Source organism: Prolixibacter bellariivorans ATCC BAA-1284, from assembly GCF_000621705.1.
In the GTDB taxonomy this organism is placed as follows: Bacteria; Bacteroidota; Bacteroidia; order Bacteroidales; family Prolixibacteraceae; genus Prolixibacter; species Prolixibacter bellariivorans.
Genome location: NZ_JHXO01000007.1, coordinates 297,944 through 315,735, shown reverse-complemented (window position 1 = coordinate 315,735; position 17,792 = coordinate 297,944). Strand labels below are relative to the sequence as shown.

General features: G+C 40.7%; 19 protein-coding genes. 5 read left to right on the top strand and 14 right to left on the bottom strand.

The genetic code is table 11. From position 1 onward, the window contains the following. The first annotated feature begins 30 nt into the window (after positions 1-30). Positions 31-1,314 carry an O-acetylhomoserine aminocarboxypropyltransferase/cysteine synthase family protein gene (locus T426_RS0109305; protein WP_025866195.1) on the top strand — a complete coding sequence of 428 codons (1,284 nt, stop codon included), beginning with the start codon at positions 31-33 and terminating at the stop codon, positions 1,312-1,314. Between the two features lie 81 nt (positions 1,315-1,395). Beyond that, complete coding sequence (metA, locus tag T426_RS0109300) at positions 1,396-2,313, top strand: homoserine O-acetyltransferase MetA (protein WP_025866196.1); 918 nt, start codon at positions 1,396-1,398, stop codon at positions 2,311-2,313. A 7-nt stretch (positions 2,314-2,320) separates the two neighbouring features. On the opposite strand, the gene T426_RS23245 is transcribed toward metA, so the two are convergent. From T426_RS23245 to T426_RS0109270, 5 genes are all read right to left on the bottom strand, one after another. Then, complete coding sequence (locus T426_RS23245) at positions 2,321-3,220, bottom strand: MerR family transcriptional regulator (RefSeq protein WP_025866197.1); 900 nt, start codon at positions 3,218-3,220, stop codon at positions 2,321-2,323. A gap of 94 nt (positions 3,221-3,314) precedes the next feature. Beyond that, the gene (locus T426_RS0109290; protein WP_025866198.1) at positions 3,315-4,673 is read right to left on the bottom strand and encodes a fasciclin domain-containing protein; all 1,359 of its coding nucleotides are present in this window, start codon (positions 4,671-4,673) and stop codon (positions 3,315-3,317) included. A gap of 126 nt (positions 4,674-4,799) precedes the next feature. Continuing rightward, complete coding sequence (locus T426_RS0109285) at positions 4,800-5,033, bottom strand: DUF3820 family protein (protein WP_025866199.1); 234 nt, start codon at positions 5,031-5,033, stop codon at positions 4,800-4,802. Further along, positions 5,023-5,643, bottom strand: coding sequence for a trimeric intracellular cation channel family protein (locus T426_RS0109280; protein ID WP_025866200.1), 621 nt, complete (start codon positions 5,641-5,643; stop codon positions 5,023-5,025). Before T426_RS0109280 ends, T426_RS0109285 begins: the two co-directional genes overlap by 11 nt. Positions 5,644-5,850: 207 nt before the next feature. Further along, positions 5,851-6,255 (bottom strand): hypothetical protein, encoded by a 405-nt coding sequence (locus T426_RS0109270; protein ID WP_148303873.1) that lies wholly within the window; start codon positions 6,253-6,255, stop codon positions 5,851-5,853. A gap of 236 nt (positions 6,256-6,491) precedes the next feature. On the opposite strand from T426_RS0109270, the gene T426_RS0109265 reads away from it, so the two are divergent. Then, entirely contained in the window at positions 6,492-7,301 is an 810-nt protein-coding gene (locus T426_RS0109265) for a CsgE family curli-type amyloid fiber assembly protein (protein WP_025866203.1), read from the top strand. A 304-nt stretch (positions 7,302-7,605) separates the two neighbouring features. Here T426_RS0109265 and T426_RS0109260 read toward each other — a convergent pair whose 3' ends face one another. From T426_RS0109260 to T426_RS0109235, 6 genes are all read right to left on the bottom strand, one after another. After that, positions 7,606-9,117: a carboxypeptidase regulatory-like domain-containing protein gene (locus T426_RS0109260; RefSeq protein ID WP_025866204.1), complete on the bottom strand. Its 1,512-nt coding sequence runs from the start codon at positions 9,115-9,117 to the stop codon at positions 7,606-7,608. Between the two features lie 50 nt (positions 9,118-9,167). Continuing rightward, on the bottom strand, positions 9,168-9,746 hold the full coding sequence (locus tag T426_RS0109255; protein WP_148303874.1) for a hypothetical protein: 579 nt from the start codon (positions 9,744-9,746) through the stop codon (positions 9,168-9,170). Between the two features lie 53 nt (positions 9,747-9,799). Further along, positions 9,800-11,161, bottom strand: a complete 1,362-nt coding sequence (locus T426_RS0109250) for a CsgG/HfaB family protein (RefSeq protein WP_027585576.1) — start codon at positions 11,159-11,161, stop codon at positions 9,800-9,802. A 36-nt stretch (positions 11,162-11,197) separates the two neighbouring features. Continuing rightward, on the bottom strand, positions 11,198-11,611 hold the full coding sequence (locus tag T426_RS0109245) for a curli production assembly/transport component CsgF (protein WP_025866207.1): 414 nt from the start codon (positions 11,609-11,611) through the stop codon (positions 11,198-11,200). Between the two features lie 44 nt (positions 11,612-11,655). Further along, positions 11,656-12,567 (bottom strand): hypothetical protein, encoded by a 912-nt coding sequence (locus tag T426_RS0109240; RefSeq protein ID WP_036985402.1) that lies wholly within the window; start codon positions 12,565-12,567, stop codon positions 11,656-11,658. A gap of 151 nt (positions 12,568-12,718) precedes the next feature. Then, positions 12,719-13,606 carry a hypothetical protein gene (locus tag T426_RS0109235; RefSeq protein WP_027585574.1) on the bottom strand — a complete coding sequence of 296 codons (888 nt, stop codon included), beginning with the start codon at positions 13,604-13,606 and terminating at the stop codon, positions 12,719-12,721. A gap of 952 nt (positions 13,607-14,558) precedes the next feature. Between T426_RS0109235 and T426_RS0109220 the strand changes: the two genes are divergently transcribed. After that, a complete protein-coding gene (locus T426_RS0109220) occupies positions 14,559-14,936 on the top strand; it encodes a RidA family protein (RefSeq protein ID WP_025866279.1) in 378 nt (125 codons plus the stop codon). A gap of 151 nt (positions 14,937-15,087) precedes the next feature. On the opposite strand, the gene rplI is transcribed toward T426_RS0109220, so the two are convergent. The 3 genes from rplI to rpsF are packed head-to-tail and all read right to left on the bottom strand — an operon-like array spanning position 15,088 to position 16,180. Continuing rightward, positions 15,088-15,534, bottom strand: coding sequence for a 50S ribosomal protein L9 (gene rplI / locus T426_RS0109215; protein ID WP_025866280.1), 447 nt, complete (start codon positions 15,532-15,534; stop codon positions 15,088-15,090). A 19-nt stretch (positions 15,535-15,553) separates the two neighbouring features. Then, positions 15,554-15,823, bottom strand: coding sequence for a 30S ribosomal protein S18 (rpsR, locus tag T426_RS0109210; RefSeq protein WP_025866281.1), 270 nt, complete (start codon positions 15,821-15,823; stop codon positions 15,554-15,556). A 3-nt stretch (positions 15,824-15,826) separates the two neighbouring features. Beyond that, the gene (rpsF, locus tag T426_RS0109205; RefSeq protein ID WP_199898749.1) at positions 15,827-16,180 is read right to left on the bottom strand and encodes a 30S ribosomal protein S6; all 354 of its coding nucleotides are present in this window, start codon (positions 16,178-16,180) and stop codon (positions 15,827-15,829) included. A gap of 61 nt (positions 16,181-16,241) precedes the next feature. Between rpsF and T426_RS0109200 the strand changes: the two genes are divergently transcribed. Further along, positions 16,242-17,690, top strand: a complete 1,449-nt coding sequence (locus tag T426_RS0109200) for an MATE family efflux transporter (RefSeq protein WP_234406903.1) — start codon at positions 16,242-16,244, stop codon at positions 17,688-17,690. Positions 17,691-17,792 lie beyond the last annotated feature (102 nt).

The window sequence follows — 17,792 nt, the reverse complement described above, 5'->3', positions numbered from 1 at the left end:
AATCAATTATTAATTATAAAAATGAGCATTATGAGTCAGGGAAGTAAACACTTCGAAACGTTACAAATTCACGCCGGGCACGAACCGGATGCGTCTTCATTATCGAGAGCAGTACCTATTTATCAGACCACATCGTATGTGTTCAATGATTCGGAGCATGCTGCCAACTTGTTTGGATTGCAGGAATTTGGAAATATCTATACCCGGATCAACAATCCTACTACCGATGTGCTGGAACAGCGTATGGCTGCACTCGAAGGGGGAGTGGCTGCACTGGCGCTTTCATCGGGTCATGCAGCGCAGTTTGTTACGATTACTACGTTGCTGGAACAGGGCGATAACTTTGTGACCTCGCCATTCCTGTACGGAGGTTCGTTCAACCAGTTCAAAGTATCGTTTAAAAAGTTGGGGATTGATGCACGGTTCACCAAGGATTTGAAACCGGAAAGTTTCGAGGCGCTGATTGATGAAAACACCAAAGCGCTCTATTTCGAAACCATTGGAAATCCGAGTTTCGCTATTCCGGATTTTGAAGCGATTGCGGCTGTTGCCAAAAAGCACGACATTCCCGTGATTGTTGATAATACATTCGGTTGTGGTGGAAAGCTGTTCCGCCCGTTGGAACACGGTGCAAACATTGTGGTGGAATCAGCCACCAAATGGATTGGAGGACACGGAACTTCTATTGGCGGAATCATCGTCGACGGAGGTAATTTCAACTGGAATAATGGCAAATTCCCTGGTCTGACAGAACCTTCGGAAGGATATCATGGGCTGCGTTATTGGGAAACCTTCCAAAACATTGCTTTCATCATCAAAGCGCGAGTGGAAGCACTTCGTGACTTCGGTCCGGCATTGAGTCCGTTTAACGCATTCCTGTTATTACAGGGATTAGAAACATTGTCACTTCGGGTCGAGCGTCACGTGGAGAATACAGCGAAACTGGCTAAATGGCTGTCGCAGCATCCACAGGTTGAATCGGTCAGTTATCCGGGTCTGGAAAGCCATCCCGACCACGGTTTGGCAAAAAAATACCTGCCTAACGGAACCGGCGCCGTACTTTCATTCATTGTAAAAGGTGGAAAAGAAAAGGCGCGCCAGTTTGTCGATAGGCTGGAATTGGTTAGCCACCTGGCGAATGTAGGCGATGCAAAAACCTTAATCATTCAGCCTGCCGCTACCACGCACCAACAGCTGAGTGACGAAGAGCAGCTGGCAGCTGGAGTATTACCCGCCTCGTTGCGTGTATCGGTCGGTATCGAACACATCGACGATATCATTGCCGATTTTGAACAGGCTTTTCAATCGCTTTAGTTGATAAATGGCCGAATAGGAATAGTTTGCAGGATTCGTTATTTTCGAATCCTGCAATTTTAACTTCAAAAACAGAGTAAAATGCCTTTAAACTTGCCCGATAAACTGCCTGCCATTAAAATGCTCAAGAAAGAGAACATCTTTGTCATGAGCAAGAGCAGGGCTGCGCACCAGGATATCAGGCCGCTGAGAATTGCCATTGTGAATCTGATGCCGCTGAAGGTGAACACGGAGACGGATTTAATCCGGCTGTTGTCGAATACGCCTCTCCAGGTAGAGATCGACTTGCTGCAACTTGGCGGGCATACCCCCAAGCATACACCGGCTGAACACATGCAGGCATTTTATCAGCGATTTGATTCGGTTTCACAGAACAACTATGACGGAATGATAGTCACTGGAGCGCCGGTGGAATTACTGCCCTTTGAAGACGTTGATTATTGGAATGAATTAAAGGCTGTAATGGATTGGTCGGTTCATCACGTGACCTCTACCTTGTTCATATGCTGGGGAGCTCAGGCAGGACTTTATCATTTTTACGGTGTGCCGAAACATCCATTGGACAAGAAAATGTTCGGTGTATTTGAGCATTCGGTTACCGATAATAAATTGCCGATATTCAGAGGTTTTGACGACATATTTTATGTCCCGCATTCACGACATACCGAAACACGCAGGGAGGACATCGAAAAAGTTCCTGAACTGAAAATTGTTTCTTCTTCGGCAGAAGCTGGTGTGTACATGGTAATGGCACGAAAAGGAAAGCAAATTTTTGTTACCGGTCACTCTGAATACGCACGTATTAATCTCGATTCAGAATACAAACGTGATGTAGCGAAAAACTTGCCCATTGAAGTTCCCAGAAATTACTATCCCAATAACGATAGTTCTCAAAAGCCGCTAATGCTGTGGCGTGCTCATTCTAATCTGTTGTTTTCGAATTGGCTGAACTATTACGTTTATCAGGAAACGCCTTTTAATTTGAAAGATATAAAGTAGTAATCTGCTATTTTTTCTTTGTATCCAGGCTTTTGATTTCGACAGCAAATTTCTCTGGTTGGCTCACTATCCGGGTATTTCTCGGATGTTTGCGTTTGTAGTTTTGTGCTTCTTTCCCGGTCACATACAACATTGAAGCACTTACCTTGCTTGAGAAATCAGAAAGAAATTGCTCAAAGTCATCCTTTGGCGACGAGGTAATAATCGCTGTAAAATAATAATCGAAATGAAACGATTCAGCGATGGTGAGAATATCGGAAAGTGGAACTGATTGGCCCAGGTAGAGCGTGTGATGGCCGTTTTTTCGAGCGAGGTAATTGTAGAAAAGCAAACTGAATTCATGGTTTTCGCCTTCTGGCAGGAAGAAAAGCCCTGAAAGTTGCTCGTTCCCATCAGTCTTCGGTAGCTTATCGGTTTCAATAATTAGTTTCTGACGCAAAAAATTAAACACGAAATGCTCTTGCGCGGGAACGATACTGTTTGCCTGCCACAATGTGCCTATTTTCTCCATTAAAGGGAAGATATACTGATAGATGGCTTTCTCAACACCAGCTTCCTGTATCAACGATTCTACTTCCAACTCTAAGCTATTGACGTCTAGCGAAAGCATATAAAAAATCAGTTTCTCTATGCGGTCGTTGGTGTCTTCAGGTTTGGAATTAACCTTCAGTGCGTGATGATACAATTCTTCTTCGGAGAGAGCCGCAATTTTGGAGATTTTAAAGCCGCGGTTCACCAGTAAGGAGATATTGATGATTTTCTTCAAATCATCATCGGAATAACGACGAATATTCGTATCCGTGCGTTGGGGAACCAACAAACCATATCTTTTCTCCCAAATGCGAATGGTATGTGCTTTTATTCCCGAGAGATTTTCTAAATCCTTTATTGTATATGATGCTGACATTGCTTTCAAAATGAGGTTAGGCTAAAGATAAGCATTTTGAATAAAAGGCCGGAAATCAATTCCGGCCCTCCATTGATCAACCAAACGTATATATTTAGGGAACGATAACTTTATCGATGACGTGAATAACTCCGTTTGTTGCCTGTACATCGGTAGCCACCACATTGATATCTCCATCGATAGTTACTCCACTTTCTGCGACAGCAATATCCAGCGATTTGTTCGAATTAAGAGTTGGCACTGAGCCTGATGTAAGCGTGCTGGAGAGTACATTGCCATTTACAGCATGAGCTGTAAGTATCGGCGTCAGGTCTTCCGCTGTCAAATCGGTTGTGCCGGAAATACCCAACTGAGAATAGAGCGCATCAAATGCAGCATCTACAGGGGCGAAGACGGTATAAACATCGGAACCGTCAAAGGCAGCAACAAGATTAGCCTGTGAAAGCGCTGCAACCAACTGTGAGAATGCCGGATTGGAAACAGCGAAATCAGCAATTGTCTGAGGCAAAAGCACTTTGTCGATAACGTGTATGACACCGTTAGTTCCAAATACGTCGGTCGCAACTACGTTCGATTGGCCATTCAACTTCACACTACCATCCATTAACTGAATGTACAAACTCAGATTATTTTCATTGGCCACTGATAGGGTAGGAACGTATCCTTCAGCTACACTAGCGGCAGGAACGCTTGTTCCAAGAACATGATAAAGCAGAATGGGAGTAAGGTCCTCCGCAGTTAAATCATCAAGGCTCGATAACCCAAGGTCCGAAAGGAGCAAAGCAAACGCATCGTCCACAGGCGCGAATACCGTAAGGTTATCCCCATCATTCAGCGCACTCACCAGGTTGGCTTTGGTGACTGCATCAACCAATGATGAAAAAGAAGAGTTCATGACCGCATGGTCGACGATTGTCGGTGGTGCCAGCACTTTATCGACGATGTGAATCACACCATTACTGGCCTCAATATCAGCCGTTGTTACATTGGAATATCCATTAATCCGAGTCTCATTTCCTTCCGGGAAATAAATACTCACGTAATTATCTTCTGATGCAGGCAACAATGATGCTGCGTAGCCGGCTGAAATGTCAGATGACATGACGCGTGCATTAATTACATGGTAGAGTAAAACATTGGCAAGAACTTCTTTGGGAACTTCACTTAGTGAGCTGAAATTATTGTCCGTCAGAAATTGTGCAAACGCTTCGTTGGTTGGCGCAAATACGGTGTAGTCACCTGATTTGGTGAATGGGTCAACTAAATCGGCAGCCTGAAGAGCTGCAACAAGTGTACTCAGGTTTTCAGTTCCGATTGCTTTTTCAGCAATGGTCTGTTCCATTTTTGGTTGCTCTACCGTGGTGGTATTATCGTCATCGTCTTTACAGGACATAAAGACAAAACCCATAAGCAACATCGTGACTAAAAGTCTGGAAATTTTAATTGTTTTCATAACATGCAGTGTTTGATTAGACGTAAATCATTTTCATTCTGCATGTAATACGCATGAGAATACAATAATGTTTAAGAAAACATCAAAATAATTAAACAAAAACACATACAATACTGACTGTCAGCATTAAAATTGCTTATTTATTTTTCTTATTATGTATTCTAAACCATTGATTTTAATTTCGAGCATCTGTTCAAGCATTTTCCCCAAACTTCCTTTTGGAAAGCCTTTTTGTTTAAACCATACCAAGTAAGGTTCGGGTAAGTCAACCAGTAGCCGATCTTTATATTTCCCAAAAGGCATACGTGTTTTGGACAGATCAAGCAGTTCTTTCCGTTGTTGTTCGGCATTAATCTCCATGATTTTCATATTTAGATAGTCGGGGTAATGACCAATTCAGGCGGACGCTTAAAAGTCGGATTGTGATAATGACGACTATTGTTGATAATACATTAAATGATTCGGAAAGTGGGGTAAACTTATATAGGATTACGAACAGTACTCCACCGGCAAAACAAGCGGTAGCATATATTTCTTTGTGAAAAATCAGTGGAATTTCGTTGCTGAAAACATCACGGAGAATACCACCGGCCACAGCAGAAGCTACTCCCATCATAATGGCCATTGGTATGGGAATTCCAATTTGTAGTGCTTTTTCGAGGCCAATAACGGTAAAGACACCGATTCCAATCGTATCGAAAAGAAAAAGGGTTGTTCGCAGCTTTTGGACAAACTTTCTGAAAACAATAGTGAAAATAACAGCCGCCACAATGATATAGAAGTAGTGGATATCTTTCATCCAGGATACTGGAGTGCTTCCAATTAAAATATCACGGAGAGTCCCACCACCAACTGCTGTTACAAAGCCAATGAAGAGCGCTCCGAACAGATCAAATCTTTTTTGCATGGCGGTATGTGTACCACTGACGGCAAATACAAAGGTACCAGCTAAATCAAGGAAATTAATCATGGTGAAGTTTATATCAGATGCAGCCGCAGACGAATCCGTCAGCTAAGCCTTCCAGCAATTCGTCTACTTTTTGTTTTTCTGCAGCGGTATTATGACAATCAAGGCACACCGGGAGCATTACCTGGGGGTGAATCAGTAGTAATTTTTCCTCTTCCGATGCCTGACACACAAAACAATTTCTGGAACTTTTATTAGGCATAAACAAATTTAATTTATTCCAAACGAAATATCATCGGAGGAACCAGATGCCTGCACATTGACCCGTTCCATCACGAATTTGCCGGTTGTTCCCTCATCGTCAATACTATCTCCGGTTATCTTTCCCTCGTTGTTAATTCTTCCTTTCCACGAGTCCATTTCATATATAATATCCTGGTTATTAAACAGAATTTCACATGATTTGGATTTTAAAGAAACGATACGGCCGGTAAGGGTGCCATAAATTTCCTGTCGGACAATAAAGGTTTCTTCGCCTTCAATCTGTTCTGCAAACTGAAGCGTTCCCGATATTCTGGAACCCATTTGCTCCAAATCAGCGTATCCTGTATCGGTGCCATAGCCGAAATCTTCAGAGAACAGCCATCGGCCGGTTATATCAATCGTTTCCGACATACTTTCCAAATTAAATGGTGAAAATAAGGAAATTTTTGATTCCCGCTTAAAACAGATTTTCAATACCATCCATACCAATCCGGATGAATGTTTCGTTTATAGTAAGTTATAAGCTTATCGGCATGGGAACTTCTGGTCACCTGATGTCTCTTGTTTTTATCGATTTGGCATGGTCTAGATGATTGAAATTGCCAATATTTTGTAGTAACTTGAGCCATATAACCCCCAGATGTGTTATGAAGAAAGAATTCACAAAATATTTTTACCTAGCAGCAATTTTTCTGTTAATACTAAATTTTCAGGGCAGATCTCAGACATTTCCATCAGGAAATAGTCCGGTGATGGGAGCAGGAGGAGTAATTAGTTCAAATGCACCATTACTACAGGATCAGGATAGTACTTCCAGTGCATCGCCAGAATCAGCTCTTTATAAAGTGCCTGATATGTATGGAGTTGGTTGGGATATGCCTGTCGATCAGATTCTAAGCGGCAGACATTTTCCCAATTATATATATGTAAATGGCACAGAAGTGCAGCTGGCGCTGACGTCTTTAAAACCGCTGGCGTATCATCCGATACCGTTTGTTCGCGATACCACTTTTAACAAACTGGGAAATATGACTTTTAGGGCCAAAGCATTTCAGAACCTTTTGCTTTCGAATCTGGTACAGCTCATTAAAAGTGAAAAACAACGTACAAAGGAAGAGCAAATCAGTGTGGAAATAGATGGTTTGGTCATCGATGAGACATTATCCAAGGTTGGGCGCGATTTTTATGAAGCTTTCTATTCGAAATGGGCGGCTCCGCTCGACGCTAAAGACTATACCATATTTGTTAAAGAAACGCCTCCAAGGATGAATCGTTTTACTGTTTCAATCTATGTCAACGATGACGAAGTATTCTCCTCATTTTTGGCTCCAAGGGAAGAAATTATTGATGCATACGCTGATTATGCGGTCAGGCAGACAGAAAGTTATTTAGAGCAACGGGAGAATGTATCTCAAACATTGGAAAGCCCGGATATGGCCGGAAGCGGAATTTATTAATTAACCACATCTCTCAACCTGTATATTACATCCTATATCTTTTAGGATTAAGACAGTTCTGTCTTTGCGCGATTTTTTTCAGGCTCTCCATATTGAATACTAGTAATCAATATTTGAAAATTGTCTATCTGATAAGTTCTATCATCGCTAGGACGTTGATGATAGACGATTTTATCATTGTATACCATCGAAAAGGGGCCCACACTTTTTGCTGCAATTTGATGCTTGCCAGGGATATAAAAAGAAAGGGAACTTCAAAGAGTTCCCTTAATCTATATTTTGATATTCTGTATTTGTATTCGGTCTACCAATCGGGCATATCACCTTGGATAACCGCTGTAGCTGTACCCGTTGTTGTTGTATCAGAGGTGGCCTCCAGGTAAGCGTAATAAATCGTTCTTGGGCCAATTGTTCCGATACCAAGTGAATAAGTTAAACCGACACCGGCGCTTAATATTTTCGGGTAAAAAATACATTGTCCGGCCGTTTTGCTAATGTCAATCTCATGCTCGTTAGTACCATCAACGTTAATTTGATATAAGCGAGCGTCAAGCTGAGTACCGTCCGGTGCATCCAATCCGGAAGCATCATGTGTAAAGTAAACAGTTTCACCATCAAAGGAGAAAGTCGGTGAATCAGTACGTCCCGGCTCATTCCCAACCAGTAGGTGCATATCTGTACCATCATCATTCATTACATAAATCTCAGAATCATAGATGTTTGCACCGACGGTCTGAACTACGATTTTATGCCCATAACGTGACCAGTCACAATACCAGAAATCGCGACCAGGAGGAGCTGTTGCCAGAACGGTTGCATCATAACCTTCTTTGTTCACTTTTATCAACTTATCGTTGTGAGGGTAAATGATGTATCCACCATCGGGCGACCAGGCAAATCCGGTGCCATTGTTATTAAAACCGGTAATCGGTAATTGCGAGACTTGCGTAATATTTCTGCCATCCAGGGTCATGGTATAAATTTGATTTGCACTACTTCTGTCCGAAATAAATGCAACCTTATCTTCCGTTGGAGATTTTCTCGGGTACCAGTCTTTGGATGGATAATGCGTTATTTGATATTGAATTTGCGTGGTACTGTCGTACGAGAATATTTCGTAATTATTGTCGGTTACTTTCGTGTATACTAAAAGATTCTTCGGTACAGCCTGTGTTTGAAAAAATCGTTCTGTGGTACTACCAATTTCGGTACCCTCAGCTTCAACTTTAAGGTGCCATGCATAGTTGGCATTGTACTTAAGACCGGTAACTGTAAAGGTTGTGTCGGTAGTATTGGCTATCCATGTTGAATCTTCAAGAGTTTCCATGCTTCTGGTAACCAAACTTACATCTATCGTTTTCCCTTGATAAGTTGTCGAATTAAAATGCCAGTCGAAAGTCAAACTAACGGGTTGGTCAGTTGCTCCGTCTTGCGGATCTTTTATTTCAATAACATCATCAGCCGGATTGGTCGTTGTTTCCTTTGTCAGGTATAGGTCAAGCGTATTTGTTTCCCCCTCCGTGATCGTTGTTTTCTCAGTATAATTCAAATACCCATCTCTGGACGCCGTCATGGTTACATCACCCGCTTCCACCTCTGGAATGGAATAATGACCAACAGAATCGGTATATACAGTTTCAGATGTAGGTGACGTTGTGATTTTTACTCCCTGAAGTGGTTCATTGTCGAACTCACTCATGATAACTCCCTCAAGCACTCCGTACTGGACAATGTCATAAGGTTGCTCTTTGCATCGCCAGAAGCTGAGCAACAACAAAGTAACGAGAAGAAGTTTAAAAGAATAGTATTTTTTCATTGCCTGTGGGGGGTTAGATATTATTAATACACACCATTGATTAAGATGTTTTATTTGCCACCATTGTTAAGATGAAGTGTCATCTTACCGTTCATTTTAATGGTCATACCATTGATTTGGTTATAACCATTTTCCTGAATATAAAGCTTACTACCGCTTCCCCGTTGCGAAATATTATAGGTACTTCTTAAAGAACTATAATCAGAAAGAGAAGCGTCAATGGCATGATTATTTCCTTGCTGTATTATTTGGCCTGTTATATTGTTACCACTCAAATCCAGATTCAATGTATTTTCATTACCCATCTGTCTTGCATTTGTGACCAGACCTGAGCCATTTAAGGTTAATGCAGCCTGGTTGGAGTTTCCATATTGAGTCACAGTTGTATTATTCGAATGCGAATAACTGGTCATATCATTAATCTCAGCCTGATTGTAATTACCCGTCTGGTTTATCTGAGACTGAAGAGACATATTTTGCAAAGCCGCTTGCTCATTAATAAACATTTGCTGCATGAGCAATTGCTGATGAATTTGATCTTCTTGTGATGTTTGGACGTCCTGGGCCTGAATGTTTGAAGCGACAAACAACGTTCCCAACAATGTGAATAATATGATCAGATTTTTCATGACTTTCATTTTTACATAAGTTACGAAAAGTCAGGAATAATGTCAATCAGACATTATTTCCGTTTCTTAAAATCCAGATATAAATTAAGACCAATCTTTGCGCCGAGGAAATAATCATTGAAATATCCATGATTAATCCCGTCGATATTATCATTTAGAAAGTAATTGCTATTTACCTCCATAAATAAACCAGCATTACTGTGCAGGAGGTATTCCATTCCAATTCCACCCTTTATATATGGATAGATATTGTTGGTGTAAGCAGCACCAACTCCAACATCGAAGTAAGGAGAGAATACTCGTTGCGGAAATAGATTAATACCATAATTCAACTCACTATGGATTGCGGTAGTGCCAAAATATCTTCCACTCTTTAATCTTCCTATTCCAGCATTCAGCGACAGAAATGAAGTTCTTTTCTTAGGCAAATAGGAAACGCCGAAACTTCCTCCACCAGTGAGGCTCGTTTTTCCCCAGTCACTTTGAAGTTGGTATAAATCTGTAGAAAAATTCAGTGCAAATTTATCTCTGCGCTGCTGTAAAATATTCCCCCAGAAATTCTCCTCATCTCTTTGATCTTTTTCATGCAAATACTCTGTGAATATAGGAGCTTCAACATCGGTAGGGTTTTTGAGCTTCCATAATCCATCGAAAACTCCTTCCATAATTAAGTCGAGTACCGCCTTTTCAACGGCTTCCTGAACGGCTAGATCGGTAGGTTCATTATAAGTAAAGCCGGTTTCTGCTTCCAGTAATTTATTGGTTGCAACATATTTAAAAACCCCTGCACTAACCTCTTGTGAAATAATGCGTTTTGTGACGTTTACGGACTTCAGAATTCTCCCACTATTGGTTGATATGGCCCGTAAATAAATAGAAATTCGATCCTCCCTGTACTGTGTATTGGCTCCAATACCCAAATAACGGGCACCAGCTCCACCAGTAAGAATATTGTAATCGTAAGAGATAATACCACCTTCCAGAATGATACCTGCAAAGAGTAGGGGGGGGAGCGATGGTTCAGCAGAGCCAGAATTTTGCGAATAATTTTGGCGACTGGAATTAATGATTTTTCGCTCATTTAATAGATTGGCCAATCCCTCTCTTTCGATGGGAACAAACCACTTTGAATCTTCCAGTGCTTTCAGTAAGATGGAAGTAGCACCCTGAGTAATGGCTGTAGACCAGGAAGAACCATAATCCGAGGCCTTATATTGTCCTGTTTGATCTCTGAATTTATAAACAGCAGCAACGATTGGTTCTTCGGGGGCCGGAAGCTCCGCAAATTTCGAAGTTATTCTGGTGTCCTGACCAATACGCGCTGGGGTGGGAGCCATGGGTTGATTAAAGTAGGCATTGCACGATCCCAATAGCAGGGCAATAGTAAGAAATATGGGTATTTGGATTTTTTTCATGGGGGAAGATCGGTTATAAATTTACAACTGTTGTATTTACTGATTTGGAATCGTAATACTTGACTGACCCCCGGTTTGTGTATCCAAAATATTAACGTCTAACCCTTGAGTTCCCTGTTTAATGTCGATTTGATAATTACCAATGGTATATTGTCCATTCTGTAGACTGAAATTACCGAACTGATTCTGTAAGATTTGACTTGCTAATTGGTTCAGAATCTGGTTATTCAGATTGGATGCGAAGTCGCTGAGATTTGTTTGCGATTGGGCAAACGGGTCTGTGGAAGTACTGGTTGATGTCTGCTTTTTCTGTGCGTCGGCTGAACTCAACAACCAGCTGTAGTTATATGTGTTGCCTCCAAATGAAGGATTGACAGGCGTATAGACAAAGTCCTGTGCATTTGCCATAAATGGTAAAAGGCATAACCATATTATTAGGATCCTCTTCATAATGGTAAATTTAGTAGCATTAACTATATACTAAATAACTAAAATTATTTGACTTTAGTGTATGTAATAACAAAGTTATCGGCATAATCACTTCTTTCGTAATTCATTGAATGCATTGCATAGGTCACCCATTGATTTGCATTATCGTATTTAAAATCCAATGAGTCTGAATAATCAAAGTCTATTGATGTATATCCAGCTGGCTTGATACGCCATTGATTAAATGGAAGAACATTCTTATTGGATGTCAATTGATATTGCTCTTTGGATTCTTTCATGAGCTGAGTATGTACTTGAATGGGAACCGAAAAGTTAACACCTGGTAACTGGGTGTATTGCGTAACTTTCAAATCCTGGTTCTCATAAAAGGTTTTACCAAATAAAGGGAAAAGCAGTGACAAATTACTAAGGAAGCTAGTCGGTAACTGTTCAGAGGGAATATAGATGTTTTTGAGATTGATTAATGATTGTTTTACCTGTTCCTTGTCGAGTGGGCTTACATCGCGGGAGGGTAACTTTTTTAGAAACTCATCAACCATATTCAGATAAAAGGAGCGAACAGAATCGGGATTCAAAACAGAAATAGGTATGCCTAGGTTGTTAAATTTAATTAGCAAGTCAACGGTTTTTCCTTTGCTCCATTCCTGGAACCAATCGAACATTGGTCCGGGATAGTCCTGAAAAATATTAACTGGAAATCCCTGAGCTTTCCAAAGTACGACAAAACTTGAATCGTCTTTCGATTTAACCGTTAATTGCTGGATGCTGTTATAGTTTCCGGTCCAGTGAAAATCACCCTGTTTTACAGTTTTCTGAAGGTCGGCCTGGTATTTTATCGTGGTATTTACTTTCCATTGAGGCGCAAACAGAATAGTTGGTTTATCTTCCTTCTGTGCAGAAACTGTCATCATACTAAAAGTCAGTAACAGGGTAAAAATGACTGCTACTGATTTCATGTTTTTCAGAGTTATTTTCATAGTACATTAGTATTAAAAAAAGCTGCCTGCCGAAGCAGGCAGCTAAGACCCAAAATCAGTTATGATTTATCAATATAAATAATTCGTATGAAAATTGGATCGAAAACTAAGTGTGATTTTGAAAAATTAATTATTGAACGATGGTAGCCTGGTTTTTCATACCAAACTGCTGTACCAATGAAGTGTTACCAGAACCGCCGGTCACCTGAACACTCTTGTTAGCCCAACCATACTGTTCTGCTAATACAGTGTTATCATGTCCACAAACTTTCTGATAAGCTACGTTGAAAGCACCATTCTGCTCAACATATGCTTTGTTGTCTTTTCCGGATACAACCTGTGCAGACAAGTTGCCGAAACCATTCTGAGAAGCAAATGTTTCGTTGTCTCTTCCGGTAACTTTAGCAGAAGCTGAGTTGAAAGAACTATGAGCACCTTGCTTAATTACAACGTGGTTGTCTTTACCATCAACCCAAGCAGCGGCCATGTTGCCTAAACCTTGTTGCTTGATGCCAACTTTGTTATCTTCACCCATAACAATGATACCTGCGATGAGGAATGCACCGTCTTGAGAGATAGTAGCAACGTTGTTTTCACCAGCTGCAAAGATTCCAGGAACGAGAGGAGCAAGGTCAAATGAATAATAGTGACCAGGAATTTTACCGCAACAAGCCAAGTCTACAGACGACATGCAGACACCACCTTGTCCAGGATAAAATGAATAGTCAGTGTAAGCGCAGAATCCACCACAAGGATCGGTGTTAGCGTGAATCTGACCACCAGCTACGTTACCATAACCTACCTGCTTAATAGAAGCTTCGTTACCTACTCCTAAGATGCGAATAGTTGCCAATGATTTTTTAGCCTGAGTTTGGTTGATATTGGCTTTGTTCCACATACCCAGTTGAGAAATAGTTGCGTCGTTGTTATCCATTTGTCTGTGATGGCGGCGTCCACCGTCTGCAAATACGACACTGCTGATCATTACAGCTACTAAGAGTAAAATTACTTTTTTCATAATTTTCAATTTTAAGATTGGTTTATAAAAAAGGAGATTTTGGGTTTTAAAGTATTTTTATTAAGATTTAATCTATTTTAACGTAATACAATTTATGAACATCAATTCTAAAAAGCAATAGCTCAAAAGAATTTTTTAACTTATTAATTTTTTAATTAAAGAAGTAGTTGAGTTCATTAGTCGAGTGAGGCTGTTAAATACGACGTACTCAATAGCTTCAATTGTACTCTCGAATGTGACTGGATTGTTTTTCCCACCATAAACATGATCGGAGGGTGGACCCTCGAAACCTTCACTTTTAAACTGGTTTCCATACTGGGCAATTTCCTGGGGGAAGGAGGAAGTGTTGACCAAGAATTCAGGAACCAGCACCGTTAGATGCTTTGTCATAACCTGGTTTTAAAATTGGTTTTTGTTTTGTATTTGGTAATGCCAAGTTACGAAAGTCTAACCTTACGTGTCAAGATCTTTGACAAGAAATTTTATAAAAAAATCGTTATCGAATAGGTGTAGATAGGCTATAACCCAATAAAATCAACAACTTGAAGGGCGTAAAAAAAAGTTGATTTTTACAAAATATTTTAAAAAAACATACGTTGAAGGGAATGGTGAAGGTCATTTTGATCGATTTTTAATTAAGTAAATAACATCAATAGGGTAGAGAATTTGAGCCAAAACTGTTGTTTTTCTCATCAGGGTTTGCCAATATTGCAATTGAATCCACGACAGTCGTTTTCGGTTTTAAGATTGGTTTTTTGTATTTGGGTTTTAAAAGATCATTTGGTTTTAAACTGACTTCAATCTTGTCGTGGATTCTTTCGTCATTAAATTTCCTTTCTTTTTTCTACAAAATCGTTATCTGAAATCATTGAACAGAATCTTTTCTGCAGGGAGTTTCCATGCTTTTCTTGTGTTATATTTACATGACAAAAGATAAATTCAATCAAATTATATGAAGAAAATTATATCAACTCCGGATGCCCCTGCAGCAATCGGGCCCTATAGCCAGGCTATTGAAGTGAACGGAACGCTCTATATTTCCGGGCAAATACCGCTTAATCCTTTAACAAAGGAAATACCCGAAGGCATTACTGCACAAGCCGAGCAGGTAATGAAAAACATTGAAGCCATTTTAAAAGCCGCTGGTTTTGGTTTTGATGAGGTAGTGAAGTCCACTTGCTTTTTGACAGATATGGTCAATTTTAAGGACATGAATGAGGTTTACGGGAGGTATTATGAAACGAATCCACCGGCAAGAGCAGCTTTTGCGGTAAAAGAATTGCCGCTGGGTGTATTAGTCGAAATTGAAACCATTGCCGTAAAATCGTAGAGAAACTTAATCGGTAGTGACGTATTTCAGAAGACCAAAATTTTAATCAGATGAAAAAAGCCGTCAAAAATTGACGGCTTTTATATTGTTTGAAAAAATGTAATGTCGGAAAGAATTTAATCAATAATAATGTTTTATAAGTTATATAACCTTACTCGGAAACAACTTCGAATTCAAGTTCAAAGTATACTTCACGGTGCAGTTTAATTTTCGCAATATGTTTACCAACCTCTTTAATGGCATCCTGTTTAATGGTAATCTGTTTGCGATCGATGTCGAAGCCATTTTCTTTCAGAGCTTCAGCAATCTGAATATTATTAACTGAACCGAAGATTTTTCCGGTCGTACTGGTTTTTGCACCAATACTGATTTTCAAGCCTTCGAGTTTAGCTGCAACTGCCTGAGCTTCCTCTTTCAACTTCGCTTCTTTATGAGCACGTTGACGTTGGTTTTCGCTTAGTACTTTTTTAGCCGATTCGGTGGCCACAACAGCCTGTCTTTGCGGAATGAGGAAGTTACGTGCATAACCGTCCTTTACTTCTACAATGTCATCTTTACTACCCAGGCGGGGTACGTCTTGAATCAGAATGATTTCCATAGTCTTACCTCCTCCTTTTTTATTTCAACAAATCGGTTACATAAGGCAGCAAAGCAATCTGACGGGCTCTTTTTACGGCCTGCGCTACTTTACGCTGGTATTTCAACGAAGTTCCGGTAATTCGACGGGGAAGAATTTTACCCTGTTCGTTCAGGAATTTCTTCAGGAATTCCGGATCCTTGTAATCAACATACTTAATTCCGTTCTTTTTAAAACGGCAGTATTTTTTCTTTTTGATTTCGACTGACGGCGGGGTCAGATACCTGATTTCGCTTGTATTACCTGCCATGATTTAGTTCTCCTTCTCTTTTTTAGCTTTTACTTTGTTTCTTCTTTTCTCGCTGTACTCAGCTGCATATTTCTCCAGTTTCACAGTTTGGAAACGGATGACACGCTCGTCGCGACGAAACTCAGTTTCGAGCTTGTTAATAAAAGCCGGATCTGCTTTAAATTCGAAAAGGTGATAGAACCCAGTCGATTTTTTCTGAATGGGGTAAGCCAGTTTTTTTAATCCCCAGTGTTCTTCGTGGAGCAATTCACCTTTGTTGCCGGTAATCAGCTCTCTGAACTTGTCAACCGCTTCCTTTATCTGGGCTTCAGATAAAACGGGAGTTGCAATGAAAACGGTTTCATACTGATTCAACATACTGTTTCAGTTTTATTAATAATAATTGTTTTAAAACCGCGCAAATATAGGAACTATTTGTATGAATTCAAAGATTGTAATAGCCGAATTTGCTTCAATATTAAGCCAACTGAAACAGCTCAGTTTTATTCGGCAAAGTGTCGTACTTTTGACGCCGAAAACAAAGAGCCGCATGTTCCGGAATTATCGATCATATTATTATAATATATTACATCTTGCTTTTCCGCTGATGCTTTCACAGGCCGGACAGGTAGTGGTGCAGCTGGCTGATTCGGTAATGGTTGGACATGTTGGTACGCCCGAACTCGCAGCTGCATCGTTTGCCAGCAATCTGTTTTACCTGGTTATGATGCTGGGAATGGGGATTACATTCGGACTGACACCATTGGTGGGGCAGGCATTTGGCCGAAATCAATTCCGCGAGGTTGCGATATATTTTAAAAACAGCTTGTGGTTGAATTTTGCCTTCACCATAGTGTTGACTTCAGCTTCCTGGGGCGTTTCTTATCTCATGCCATATATGGGACAACCGAAGGAGGTAGTTGCTTTAGCGATTCCTTACTTCAGGGTTCTGAGCATTTCCATGCTGCCCTTTCTCTTATTCTTCACATTGAAACAATTTGCAGAAGGTCTGGGCAATACACATATTGCTATGATGGTGACCCTGACGGCCAATGCACTGAATATTTTTCTGAATTACTTTTTGATATTCGGAAAAGGCGGATTGCCTGCGTTAGGACTTCTGGGGGCCGGTTATGCTACATTAGTTGCCCGTTTTGCTATGCCGGTTATGATGGCGTTGCTTCTCTATTCCAGAGGTAATTTCAGAAAATACCTTTTATTCTTTCCATCGGTTCGGTCTGGCACACAAAAAATGGCTGAGCTATTGAAGATAGGTTTACCAATTGGGGTACAGCTCGTTCTCGAAATAATTGCTTTTAACTTTGGCGGAGTGATGATGGGGTGGTTGGGAGCCGTTCCGCTGGCTGCTCACCAGGTGGCGCTTGGTATGGCAACCATGACATTTATGATTTCCAACGGTATTGCCATGGCTACCACCGTTCGGGTCAGCAATTGGATGGGCGCGCACCGGTTAAGGGAAATGAGAATGGCCATTGAAGCATCGCGGCATCTTGTTTTACTCTTTATGGGACTGTCGGCCGTTGTATTTATCGTGTTCCGAAATATACTTCCAGTTGTGTTTACTCCTGATAAAGCTGTCATACATCAGGCATCGATACTTTTGGTCGTTGCTGCTTTTTTCCAGGTTTTCGATGGATTACAAGTAGTCTCACTGGGATGTCTGCGGGGAATGGCCGATGTGAAATATCCCATGTATATGGCCGGAATCTCGTACCTTTTAATAGGAATACCGGTTAGTTACCTGTTTGCATTCGTCCTGAAGTTCGGCCCTGCCGGAATCTGGATTGGGTTTCTTGCCGGTTTGGCTTCCGCCGGAATATTCTTTTATGTCCGCATTCGATACAACATCAGACACATTGCAAAATAAAAAGCGGGAAGTTGAAAACTCCCGCTTCATTAGTTTAGCATAGCTAGGTCAGAAAATGTTGTGGTTTTAGTAAAAGGTCTGAACCTTCAGATTCAATCAAAA